Annotated in this window: 4 protein-coding genes; 2 read left to right on the forward strand and 2 right to left on the reverse strand. The window is 47.9% G+C overall.

Translation table 11 applies throughout. The features are described 5' to 3' along the window. Nucleotides 1-251: 251 nt before the first annotated feature. Nucleotides 252-1,319: a hypothetical protein gene (locus SGRA_RS06105; RefSeq protein WP_015691735.1), complete on the forward strand. Its 1,068-nt coding sequence runs from the start codon at nucleotides 252-254 to the stop codon at nucleotides 1,317-1,319. Between the two features lie 177 nt (nucleotides 1,320-1,496). Then, nucleotides 1,497-4,880, forward strand: coding sequence for an AAA domain-containing protein (locus SGRA_RS06110; RefSeq protein WP_015691736.1), 3,384 nt, complete (start codon nucleotides 1,497-1,499; stop codon nucleotides 4,878-4,880). Nucleotides 4,881-5,326: 446 nt separating this feature from the next. On the opposite strand, the gene SGRA_RS20025 is transcribed toward SGRA_RS06110, so the two are convergent. After that, complete coding sequence (locus SGRA_RS20025) at nucleotides 5,327-5,656, reverse strand: hypothetical protein (RefSeq protein WP_015691738.1); 330 nt, start codon at nucleotides 5,654-5,656, stop codon at nucleotides 5,327-5,329. Between the two features lie 259 nt (nucleotides 5,657-5,915). Then, a complete protein-coding gene (locus SGRA_RS06115) occupies nucleotides 5,916-13,076 on the reverse strand; it encodes a T9SS type A sorting domain-containing protein (protein WP_041329525.1) in 7,161 nt (2,386 codons plus the stop codon). Between the last annotated feature and the right edge of the window lie 429 nt (nucleotides 13,077-13,505).

The following is a 13,505-nucleotide window of genomic DNA, read 5'->3' on the forward strand; positions in this document are numbered from 1 at the left end:
CTATTTCTTTTTTTTGGGGCTGCCCCTTCGCTTCGCTGCGGGTCGGGCCATTGCGCAGCTCGCAGGTATGCTCGGCCCTGCACAGGCTGCGCCTGTTTGGTCTGCCGCCTGCGGCGGCCCTGCTACAGCCCCTCAGCCGATAGGCTGGGGCTTCGCCCCAGCCCCATAAGGTATATGGCTGCGCCATATATTTAGTAAAAAATAATTTGGCCCAGCCCAAAATAAGCCCCCAATCAAATTTATTTGCCAACATGAAATGGTTCCAACGTATCCGAAAAGCCTTTGAGGCCCTTCTAGAAGAAGATATCGAAAACGATTATGTAGATGATGGCCGCCCTTTCCGAATCTTGAGCCAAGAACGCTCCTTTTTACCCAATTCGGCCAAAGGAGACTTTAGACTCTACCGCCTCCACCAAAGCTTTTGCGCCTGCTGGTACGAACTACTGGTCGTCCGCTCCGATGATGGCAACCTCCGTTATGAATTGCCCGGCTGGGGCCGTGCCGTAGCCATTAGCCCCGATAAAAGCAAGCTCTTAGCCGCCCGAAATAAACAGCTGGCCATATTTAATGCCGCTACCGGCCAAATGATTGGCCAAGAAAAAACCCTAGATGCCTTTATCGATTTCCTGCTCTGGCTGCCCAATGAACAAATTGCCGCCACCGATGGAGAAAAAATCTATCTGCTCGACCAAGAGCTAGAACTTAAAGCCATTATTCATGACCCCATAGATAAAGGAGGATTTATTGCGGGGATGCAGCTGGGCCAACATCCCCATGAAGTCATTATCCTTGATTTTAATCATCAACAACTGAGAAAAATAGACCTGCGATCGGGGGCCATACTCAAAGAATCAACGGCCCAATATGCCGAACAACTGTTTCGACAAGATGACCGCCTCTGGACCGCCGTAGTCAATGGGACCCAACTCCAAGAAATTCGCTTTTATAGCCTAGAAAAATTAGAAGAAAAATATGCCCTGCCCTTTAGAGGCAAAAAGGGCATCCGCTTCGCCAACCAGCCCCCTTCCGATATTAGTTATCATCATTGGACCTCTTTGCCAGTTCTTTCTCCAGAAGAACAATTCCTGCTGGTGAATGATAATGCCGGCCTGCTCTGGCTGCTCGATGCCCATACCGGAGACCACCGCCGGACCTTCTCGCCAAAATTGTTGCCCTATGTCTATGCCTGCCTCTGGCTCAATGAAGAAGAATTTGTGGTCCTTTTAGAAGATGGATTTGTGGCCAAGATGAATATCCGATCTAAATCCCTTATGTTTAAACAACAAGATTTTGACCCTCAGCAAAATCGCTTCTTTTAGAGGCGCGAAGCGCCTGGCCTAGCGATGTGCAGCAGTGCGGCGAAGCCGCAGACCAAGGCCGTCAGGCCGCAGGGCCGAGCGAACAGCGAGCTGCGAAACGTAGCGCAGCAAGGCGAAGCCGCAGCTGAGGCCCCAAAACAGACAGACAAAAAAACCTAACCCAACAATTATATTTTTATGCAAAAAAAAGCAACAGAAGCGCAGTTCTTCTTTTCTCAACTGCTCAAGCTACAGCAAGTAGACCAACCTTTGGGGGCCAAATATCAGGCATTAGATGCCCTTTTGGTCCAGCTATTTTTACAATTGACCGAAAAAGAGCGCCTACATTTTAGTGATCGCTCGGCACGGATTGCCTTTTTGTCTCATAAAGAAGACCTCAGTCGCTCGGTTCAATGGCGGATCTACCAAATTATCAAGCGGGCCAAATGGATTCGCAGAAAAGAGCTGGAGCCTACGGCTGGCCAATACGCCTCGGCCCTAAAAACCGTGGCCTTTGCCATTGCGGCCCTTTGTCATGTTCCTTTGCCCGAAGAATTGCGGGCCTATTTGCCCAGCGATGAGGAAGAAGAGCAGGAAGACCGCAACCCCTTCCCTATTAAAGAAGGCATTATTGAGGAGCTCAAAGTGGTGGTTTTGCAAATTGATGCCGAGCAAGAGCTCATCATCTGCCAACCTTATGGAGAGGGCTATACCGACCAGCTCAGGCTGCGTTATAATGTGCCCGAAATCAATGCGCAGTTTAACTCGACCATTGAGCTGATGCAAGATCATTTTCCCGCTGGGGCCATTTTGCAATTGCTGCAGGTCTTGGTAGAAGAATCGGGAATTTTGCTGCCCAAACGCATCATCTTAGAGCCCGACTACTTGGTCGATGTGACCAGCATTGCCGAATGTTTTCAGCCACAGGGCGCTTCGCCCTACCTCTTTTTGCTCAAAAAGTTTTCGGCCTATGAAAATAGCCTGCCGCTGATGCTGGGAAATATTGCCAACCGCTTTTTGGACCTCTTGAGCAAGAACCCCAAGCTGAGCTTTCAGGAAGAATTCAAGAAGCTCTTTAGCCTCAATCCCTTGGGCTTTGCCGACTTTAAGGATACCGATATTCGCAAGACCTATCATGAGGCCAAAAACCACTTTATCAACCTGCAGCATATTATCCTCAATGAGTTTCCCAAGCAGGGCATCGAGCGAGAGCGCATTTTGTTAGAGCCCTCTTTTTACTCTGCCCTTTATGGGATTCAGGGACGTTTGGACCTCTGGCAGCCGCCAGTAGAAGGCGATGATAAGGCCTTGATTGTGGAATTGAAGAGTGGCAAAACCTTTATGCCCAATAAGTATAACCTCAATCATAATCACTATGTACAGACCTTGCTCTATGGCTTGCTGACCAAATCGGTTTATCCTAGCTATAAGAGTTTGGCCCATATTCTTTACTCCAAATTGCAAGAAAAACCGCTGCGTCTAGCCCCTAGCACGCAGTTTAAGGAGGATGAAGCCTTGGCCCTTCGCAACCAGATGGTGATGATCGAGCGGCAGCTGGCCCAATTGGACCAAAAATCACTGGAAGAATATGGCCTTTTGCATCAGTTAGGGCCTGCAATTATGCCCAAAGCTAGCGGCTATACCGCCAGAGGATTGGAAGAATTTGAGGCCTGCTTTTCTAAGCTAAGCGAGCTAGAACGCCGCTACTTTATTGCCTTTTGTAGCTTTATTGCCAAAGAACAAATTTTGGCCAAAACGGGGGTAGAAGGAAATGAACGCGCCAATGGACAAGCAGGGCTCTGGCTTAGCGAAAGAGCCGATAAAGACGAACATTTTGAGCTTTTGGCGGGGCTAGAACTACTAGAAAACAATAGCGAACAGGATCCCCCTATTCTCCGCTTTAAGCGAACGGAAAATACCAACCCCTTGGCCAATTTCAGACAGGGCGATATTGCTATTTTGTATCCCGAAATGGGCCAGGATGACAATGTCTTGAAGCATCAGATTTTTAAGGGCTCTATTTCTCAAATCAATGCCGAAGAGCTTTGCTTCAAGCTTTACTCTCCCCAATGTAGCGGCAGCGTTTTTGAGGCGGCCAAAAGCTGGAGCTTAGAACACGATATGCTCGATAAGGGCTTTACGGTCCAATATCAATCGCTCTTCAAATTCATGAATTTCCATCCGGCCAAGCGACAGCTTTTATTGGGCCAAAGGGCCCCGCAAAAAAGCAGCGCTCCCCAAAATCGGAGCTTTATGCAGCCCTATTTGGGCGAAGACCAAAAGAGGATCCTCAACAAGGCCTTGGATGCCCAAGACTACTTTTTGTTGGTGGGCCCTCCGGGCACGGGCAAAACCAAGTTTATGCTGGCCCAAATGGTCGAATATCTCCACCGAAATAGCCAAGAAAACATCTTGCTTTTGGCCTATACCAACCGAGCTGTAGATGAAATTTGCGAAGCCATTGAGGAAGTGGGTATCCATGATTATCTGCGCATGGGCAGCCGCTATTCTTGCGATCCTCGCTTTGAACATCGGATGTTTTCGGTGCAAACAGAAGCCCTAGCTAGCCGCAAAGATCTGCGAGCGACCATCGACAAGCATCGAGTGTTTGTCTCTACGGTTTCTAGCATGCTCAACCGCCCACTTTTGCTCAAGCTCAAGCAATTTAATACTGTCATTATTGATGAGGCTTCACAGATTTTGGAGCCCATGTTGCTCGGTTTGCTTCCGCATTTTCAGCGCTTTGTGCTTATTGGCGACCATAAGCAGTTGCCGGCGGTAGTTTTGCAAGACAAAGAGCAGTCGGCGGTTAAAGATGAGTTGCTCCAAAGTATTGGCTTGCGCAATCGCCGCAACTCCCTCTTTGAGCGCTTGTTTGAGCAGGCCCAAAAAGAAGGCTGGACCCATTGCTACGATCAATTGCAGCATCAGGGGCGGATGCATGCCGAAATAGCCCGCTTTCCCAGCCAATTTTTCTATGATAATAAGTTGTTGGAACTGCCAGAAGACAATCCTATTGGCGACTGGCAGCAGCAGCCCCTGCCCTTCCGTCCGATGCCCCAGGCCTCTGCTTTGGAGCAGCTTTTGGCCCAGCATCGTCTGCTCTTTATTCCCAGTCAATCGGATTATCAGGGCAACAGCAAAACCAATGAAGAGGAAGCCATTCGGGTGGGCGAGCTGGTCCATGCTTTTCGGAACTTATACGAGCAGCAGGGTGGCGGTTTTGCGCCAGAGGACCTTGGCATCATCACGCCTTTTCGGGCGCAGATTGCCCAGATTCGCCATGTTTTGGCCCAATATAATATGGGTTATGAGCAGTGCAGCATTGATACGGTGGAGCGTTATCAGGGGGGCGCGCGCAAAATCATTCTCTTGTCTTTGGCCATCAATATGAGTCATCAATTGCCGGCCATTGTCTCTCTTTCCGATGATGAGCAGGTAGACCGCAAGCTCAATGTGGCCCTTACTCGGGCTCGGCAGCAGCTGGTGGTTTTGGGCAATCCCAAGCTACTGGCCAATGATCCTCGTTATGCGGCCCTAATGGCCTGGATTAAGGAGCGGGGCGGCTACTTTACCCCTTAGTTTTCTCCTTTCTGATCTTAATTTATCCCGCTAGTCATCATGACTAGGGGGATATTTTTTTGGGGCCTGCCGCCTTTGGCGGCCGGGCCCTTGCAGGGCTCGCAGGTCTGCTCGGCCCTGCGTCGCCTTCGGCTCCTTGGTCTGGCCTGCGGCCACCCTTTCAGGCCCCTAGGCCGTTTGGCCTTCGGCCATGGGGCGGCGAAGCCGCCTGTTTAAATAGTCTCATGGGCTGTTTAGAGCCATGGGCTGAAGCCCTTGTTTGCTGAGGGGGCGGGACTGCTCAGGATTTTGTGTATCCGAATAAAATTTGGGCTTTTAGCTTGTTAGGATTTGGCCAATAGTCGCCTAGGGACAAGCCCCTAGGCTAGCTTTTTCAGACAGCCCTCTAAAGAGGGCCTTTGGATGAGATTCAGCTCTGCTATAACGACTGGTCAAGGACCTGTATATCAACCTTTGGGGCTAAGCAGTTTACTTCCAGACCGAACTAGTTCACCGCCAGACCGAACTAGTTTACCTCCAGACCGAACTAGTTCACTTCCAGACCGAACTAGTTCACCGCCAGACCGAACTAGTTTACCTCCAGACCGAACTAGTTCACTTCCAGACCGAACTAGTTCACTTCCAGACCGAACTAGTTCACCGCCAGACCGAACTAGTTCACCGCCAGACCGAACTAGTTTACCTCCAGACCGAACTAGTTTACCTCCAGACCGAACTAGTTTACTTCCAGACCTAACTAGTTCACTTCCAGACATAACTAGTTCACTTCCAGACATAACTTTTGCCTTTTTTCATTTTGTTGCGTTTTTTTTAGTTTTTAACAAATCTCTAACAATTCAGTATAAAAAAAGGGGGATGAGCGGCCTAGCGATGCGGAAGGGGGCGGCGAAGCCGCAGACCAAGGCCGTCAGGCCGCAGGGCCGAGCAGCCTTGCGAGCCCTGCAGCGTAGCGCCTGCCGCAGGCAGGAGGCCCCAAAACAAAAAAGGCCAGCCCCAGAGGAGCTGACCTTCGTCAGTAATTAGTTAGCTAAGTCATTAAGGCTTAACGACTTCAAAGTTCAGTTGGCTTTGCACGGCCTCGATATGAACATTAAGATAATAAGTACCTGCGGGTAGGTTTTGGATAGCATCTAGGGTAATGAGGTCGCCGGGGCGGACCGTTTGGCTGCTGCTAAAGACTTGGCGGCCGAGTACATCTAGGAGTTTGAAATTCACTTGGCTCGTTGTTTTGAGCTGGCTAAAGCGGATATTTACAAAATCGCTAGCGGGGTTCGGGAAGACCGTCACATCTAGTTCTGAGCTATTATTGACGGCACGGACCTCAGCGTACTCAAAGTCTCCGTTAAAGTCGACTTGTCGCAGGCGGTAGTAAGTTGTATTCTCGTAGCTATTATAGTCGGTATAGCTATAGTAGTTGGCGGTTGAGCTATTGCCTTGACCTTGGACAAAATCGATTTGGCTAAAGTCGGTTTCATAGTCAAACATGCGTTCTACCTCAAAGCCGCGGTTATCTCTTTCTGTTTCGCTGGCCCAAGAGAGGAGCACTTCAGAAGAAGACTGGCGTTCGGCATCGAAGAAGAGCCATTCGATGGGGAAATCGACATAAGTATTGGCATCGCGCCAGTCATTATCGTCGAGTCCGTCATTGTTGGGAGTTGGAGCGGTAGTACCGAGGGCGCTACCATTCACATTATCGTCAAAAATATCGGCGAGACCATCATTATCGGCATCGATCCAGAAAGGAGAGTTAGGATCGAGGAAAGGAGGTGTTTGGTTATTGGTATAGCCATCTCCGTTGAGGTTATCTAGCCAATCGGGTAGGCCATCGCCATCGCTATCGGTATTGGGATAGTGAGCGGGGTTACCGCCGTTGGCGACATAGGCTGTGGCCATTTGGATAATTTCGTCGGCGGCATTGCCATCGCCAGCGGTGGCGGTACCGAAGCCATTATCAAAGCCTTCGGCCCAGTCGAAGCCGCTATCATTATCAGAGTCGAGATCTAGATAATCTGCGGGAGCGGTGCCATCATTATTATCCTCATTGGGCGTAGCGCCGATATTTGCGCCTGCTGCTTGGTTGGCAGCATCTAGGCCTTCGTAGATATCGAGTACACCGTTTCCATTAGCATCGGCGCCAGAAGGCGTCATGCCGAAGGTGGGGCAAGTTGAGCAAACGGCTTCTAGATAATCTGGGATACCGTCATTATCGGCATCGATATCATAGAGGTCGGCAATACCGTCGCCATCTGTATCTAGGAGGTTAATGGTTCCATTTTGGAGGTCAGACCAGCCGTCGTTATTAGCGTCGGTAATGGGACCATCTTCAATTTGGCCATCGAGGGTACCGTTGGCGGGAGAATCGGTATTAGCGGCTCCGGTTACTGCTCCTGCTGCGGCTTCTACTACATCGGTAACTCCATCATTATCGCTATCGAGATCGAGGAAGTTAGGTGTAGCGTCGGCATCTGCATTAGCATTTGGATAGCTATCTGGAGTGCCATCATTGTTATTGTCGGCGCCAGTCAAAATGAGTACGGCAGCGCTATTATCGGCAGTACCATCATTATTGGGGTCACCGTCTACGGCATCGGCAAAGCCATCGCCATCGGCATCAGTAAAGACATCTACTTGGCCGTCTCCATCGGCATCCGTTCCATAGGCTTCTAGAATATCTTGGACTCCATCGTTATCGCTATCGAGGTCATAGATATTAAGAATACCGTCGGCATCGAAATCGCCATTGGGGTAGCTATCGGGTTCGCCATCATTATTATTATCGGCTCCAGTAAGGATAAGGACTTGGGCGCTATTCTCGGCGGTACCGTCGTTTCCGACATCGCCATCGAGGACATCATGCAGGCCGTCATTATCGGTATCGACAAAGTCGTCGGCAAAACCGTCTCCGTTGGTATCGGTTCCGCCAGCTTCTACCACATCTGCGATACCGTCATTATCGCTATCGAGATCATAGATATTAAGGACTCCATCGCTATCTGCGTCTCCGTTAGGGTAATTATCGGGGGCACCGTCATTATTGACATCATTGCCTGTAAGGATAAGAGCTTGAGCGCTGTTTTCTGCGGTGCCATCGTTTCCGACATCTCCATCGATAACATCATGCAAACCGTCGTTATCGGTATCGACAAAGTTATCGGCTAGGCCATCGCCATCGGCATCTGTTCCGCCGGCTTCTACTAGATCGGGTATACCGTCATTATCGCTATCAAGATCGAGGTTATTCGGAATACCGTCACCATCGACATCATTGTTAAGATAACTATCGGCTAGGCCATCATTGTTATTATCGGCACCAGTAAGTTGGAGTGCATTAGCGGTATTTTCGGCGGTGCCATCGTTTCCGACATCGCCATCTACGGCATCATGAATACCATCGCCATCGGCATCGACAAAGTTATCGATTCTGCCATCGCCATCGGCATCAGTTCCGCCGGCTTCTACGGCGTCTGGAATACCGTCATTATCGCTATCGAGGTCAAATTGGTTAGGAATGCCATCGCCATCATTATCGGCGAGGAATTCATTGCTACCGTCGGCATCGCGGTCGAGCAATACAGAAGTAGAATTAGCGGCAAGGCAGCTAGGTTGGGGGCCACAGGGGCTAGTGCCTTCTGGGCCATCGGTATCATCATTATCTACTGCATCGGGAAGGCCATCGCCATCCGAGTCCGTTAAATCATCGAGAATACCGTCTCCATTGGTATCTACGCCACCAACTTCAACTAGGTCAGGAATACCGTCATTATCGTTATCCAGATCTAGGTGATTGGGTACGCCATCGCCGTCGAGGTCGAGGTTAGAGCAAGTCCCGTTAGCGTTGAGTCCGCCACAAGTGGGGAAATCAACATCGGCATAATTGGGTGTGCCATCGCCATCTAGGTCGCCATCGGGATCGGGGAGGCCATTGGCACAGCTCCAGCCGTTCACGCCATCGAAGAAGGCGGCGCAATAATCGGGATCGGCATAATCGGGAGTACCGTCGCCATCATGGTCACCATTATAGGCTTCCACTGCATCGGGGATACCGTCATTATCTTGGTCGAGATCAGCTTTAGGATCTCTCCAATCGAGTTCGGCATTACCGGCATCTGCATCGGGATGGCTATTGGGAGTAAGTCCTGTATTTGTAGCATCTGTGCTGCTGGTATTATTATCAAAACCATCAAGGAGGCCATCGCCATCGGCATCAACAGCCCCTCCGACACCTGTATTAGCATTGGGGCTATCGCTAGCATCTACAAGGCCATCGCCATTTGTATCATGTCCTTCGATAAGGTCGCCTTCACCGTCATTATCGGTATCGAGGTCGAGATAATCGGGATTATCGGTAGCATCTGTATTTACGGGAGTAAGGCCAGAATTATCGCCACCGAAGAGGCCATCATTATTATCGTAAGCATCATCGATACCGTCGCCATCGGCATCGCTACCTGTGGGAGCGATATAGCTGCCTGTAGCTTGGGCTTCTGTATTATCTACGATACCATCATTATCGGCGTCAATATCGAGGAAATTGGGATTATTATCGCCATCCTGATTAGCTGTAGTATAGCTATCGGGATAGCCATCATTATTGCCATCGGTAGTTGTAATGGGCGTAGTTCCAGCATTAGCGGCATCGCTAGTATTTGACCAACCGTTGCCATCGGCATCATTAGTAGTGGCATCATCCATTTGGCCATCGGCATTAGCGTCAGAGGCGGCTAGGCCAGCTTCAACGATATCGAGGATACCGTCATTATCGCTATCGAGGTCATAGAGGTTGAGTACGCCGTCGCCATCGAAGTCGCCTTCATTGTAGTTATCTGGGCGGCCATCGCTTCCAGCATCGGGACCGGTAGCAATCAATGGGTTAGTGCCTGCGTCGCCAGCTACGCTATCATTATTGGCATCTGAGTCATATTGGTTAGAGAAACCGTCATTATCAGTATCTGTAAAGTTATCTACTTGGCCGTTGCCATCTACATCAGCTCCTCCAGCCTCTACTAAATCAGGAATACCATCATTATCTGAGTCTAGATCATAAGCGTTGAGGTAATTATCGCCATCGGCATCGGCTGTAGGATAACTATCGGGATGGCCATCATTATTGCCATCGGGGCCAGTAACTACCAGGGCGCCGGCTGTATTTTCGGCGGTACCATCGTTTCCGACATCGCCATCTACAGCATCATAAAAGCCATCATTGTCCGTATCGCTAAAGCCATCAATAACGCCATCGCCGTCGGCATCTACGCCACCAGCTTCTACCACATCAGGGATACCATCATTATCGGCATCTAGGTCTAGATGATTGAGCAGGCCATCACCATCGGCGTCGGCATTGGGGTAGCTATCGGGAGCGCCATCATTATCATTATCGGCTCCAGTAAGGACAAGGGCATTATTAAAGTTATCGGCAATACCGTCATTATCGGGATCTCCATCAATAGGATCATGGAAACCATCGCCATCGGCATCGGCAAAAGCATCGACTTGGCCATCGCCATCGGTGTCTGTTCCGCCAGCTTCTACCAAATCGGGAATACCATCATTATCGGCATCTAGGTCATAAACATCTAGGATACCGTCGCCATCAAAGTCTCCTTGAGGAAAATCATCGGGTTGGCCGTCGTTATTGCCATCGGCACCTGTAGGTTGAAGGGCTTGAGCTAGGTTTTCTGCGGTGCCATCATTACCTACATCACCATCAACAACATCATTGAATCCGTCTCGGTCTGTATCTACATAATTGTCCGAAATACCATCGCCATCAGTATCTGTTCCCCCTGCTTCGACAACATCGGGAATACCATCATTATCAGCATCTAAATCCAAATAATTAGGAACACCATCATTGTCGGTATCTAGGTTGGCGATAGGAGTGCCAGCAGGCAGGCCTAAAGTATACTCCAAAGACACAGATTGTACACAAGAAGAAATTGTATTTCCTCCACAAGTTGTATTTACGTTATTATTTGCATCCAAAGTCAACTGAATAGTCCCATCATCATTCCAACTATTCCATAAAGCAACTGGAATAGTAAATGCAAAATTCATATACGGGGTTACACAGTCAGCATAAGCAGGATTATCAGAATTAGAGCGATCTATAGTTAGTAATACATTGCCCAATTCATCTAGAAGTGAAATCTCTTCTCCTGCGTTACCATAGTCTCCAGCCAAGGAAAATCGCCAAACAGCATTCGTAGTAATATCAACGGTTGATACAGTAAAATTCATTACATGATTAGGACCATTTCCCCCCAAACATTCATCAGGAGAAGTCGCAACCTCATTGGTAACAAGTAAATCATCATAAGCATCCGCCAGACCATCGGCATCAGCATCTACAAAAGTATCTACTCGGCCATCGCCATCAGTGTCTACTCCTCCAGCTTCCACTATGTCAGGAATACCATCACCATCGGCATCAAGATCATAGGCATTGATAATACCATCGCCATCAGCATCATAAAAATCGCTAACGCCATCAAAATCGGCATCTACAAAGTTTACATCATCGGGGTCGAGATAGTTGGGGATACCATCACCATCAGTATCATCTTCAGGATCTAAACCATTATGTTCTAAAAGGTCTGGAATACCATCATTATCATCATCAGTATCTACAGCATCGGCGATACCATCACCATCAGCATCACAATCAGGTGTACTTCTAGTAAAGGGAGCAGATGAAACATCGTAAGACCAGAACCAAGTAACAATAGTTCGGGCATTACCATAGTCATCGCAAAGGTCTGCAGGAGTTGCTGAGCCAGCTCCTGCTGTAGGGGCAGGAGAGGCAAAGGTAGCTGCTCCATCCCAAGCATGTGTTGGGCCTAAGAAGCCCTCCAACATATTTGTTGAAGCCACACCAGTGGCTGTACTGTTGTGATTACCTACATCAGAACAGTCTCCGATAGGGTTTAAGTTAGTATCATCCCAATAAAGTTTTCTATTTCCTAAAGCTGGAAAAAAAGCATTTACAGAAAATCCACTAGAGTTTAGCTCGGCATCATGCATAGGAATAGCTGTTCGCCCTCGAAAAAGAGTAGCCGTAATTTCAAAGCTAGTGGCTCCAGAAACAGGGTTTCCTTGGCCATCTAGACCATCCCAGTTTAGTACGTGATTACCTGCGGCTAAATCATAAGCCTCAAGAACTCTATCTGCCGTTCCTGACTGATAGCCTGCAACACCATTTAAATCTAAAAGAAGTGCCGCATCTCCTGGATCAGGTAAAAACAAAGGGATATAGTATGCACCTGGACAACCATATACATTGGCTGGAATAGCTGGGGCAGCTGAAGGAGGTACTACACGAAAAATGCTTGTATCAGGCACTGCCAAAAAAACCTCATAGCCATCAGCAAATGCAGGGGAGTTTTGTCCCGAATAAACTGAAGCCCGATCATTGACAAAATCTCCATTATCAACAACTCCATACTTGTTCATCGCCAATACATATCCCAAAGGGCGAAAGCCAGTTTGAAAATTCATCCGAACAACAGAGCTATCTGAAGTATACGCATAATAATCTCCTTCAAAAGAAAAGTTAATAGAAGGCGTAAAGTCTGGACTTGCAGGGTCATATGTAATAAATGACCAGCGCTGACAGTGTAAACGTCCCTCTAAGAAAGTATTGGTCCCATTCTCTGCTACTGTAATATCAAAGTAGGGAAAAAAGATTTCGCCGTTGGCAGAGGCATCTGCTGTAGCTCCACCATCTGTACTTTGAAATAGCTCAATACGATAATCCCCGTTTTGAGTGGGGGTAAATGTAAGCGGAGTATAGCCAGCAGGATTTGTTCCTCCAATATTTGGCCCTGCTACTGCTTCATTATAGGTATTGATGAAGCCAGCTCCTGCTGTTTGTAATAAAAAGGCTGGAACGACTACAGTACCTAAGGGGTCGATAACTCGAATATAGACATTATTAGGTCTGCTCACTGCAGGAAGCCGCTCGTACATATTAAAGCCCAAATAAATTGTCTCCGTACTAAAGTCAGAAATAGAGACCTTTAAGCCATTGTTTACCCCAGAGTTGAGGTAAGAGCCATTTCCCAAGGACTGCCGAATCCAGAGGGCCGTTCCATTGGTACTGTTAGGCATTACCTGGGCTGTCCCTTCTGCTCTTAACTGGGCAGAAAAGAACAAAAGCAATGCACTTAAAATTAAGTGATAGTAAATTCTTTTCATATTGGTGGTTTTGGTTTAGTAATCGACTAGGCAATACAAATATGATACGATTAGGGCGATTTTGTGACATAATCAAAATCTAAAAAACTCATTCATTATCAATACCCTAAATTTCACTGATCAACATATATAACATAAAATCATGAGAACAAATAATTTAAGCTGTAAAATGTGACTGAGTTTTTTATCTCTGCAGAGATCCTCTCCTTTCCAATGCGTCACTTTTTTCAAATTTTATTTTCATATATTTTTTTACCTAAATTATAATAAATATCATATTTTATCAAAACAATTTAATAAAGTCCAAAAACAAGGCTTTTCAGCTTATACAGTCCTTTCTCCAAACTGTACAAATACTGGACAGGCCCCTCTTTTATAGTCTTCTCTGCCATTACGACTATTTTGTACCTACGGACTTCTAAGCAGAAA

The organism is Saprospira grandis str. Lewin (assembly GCF_000250635.1).
Classification (GTDB): domain Bacteria; phylum Bacteroidota; class Bacteroidia; order Chitinophagales; family Saprospiraceae; genus Saprospira; species Saprospira grandis.

Bases quoted from the DNA above. Each gene is read 5' to 3' on its own strand.
- SGRA_RS06105 (WP_015691735.1), top strand. From the start codon at position 252: ATGAAATGGTTCCAACGTATCCGAAAAGCCTTTGAGGCCCTTCTAGAA.
- SGRA_RS06110 (WP_015691736.1), top strand. From the start codon at position 1,497: ATGCAAAAAAAAGCAACAGAAGCGCAGTTCTTCTTTTCTCAACTGCTC.
- SGRA_RS20025 (WP_015691738.1), bottom strand. From the start codon at position 5,656: ATGTCTGGAAGTGAACTAGTTATGTCTGGAAGTGAACTAGTTAGGTCT.
- SGRA_RS06115 (WP_041329525.1), bottom strand. From the start codon at position 13,076: ATGAAAAGAATTTACTATCACTTAATTTTAAGTGCATTGCTTTTGTTC.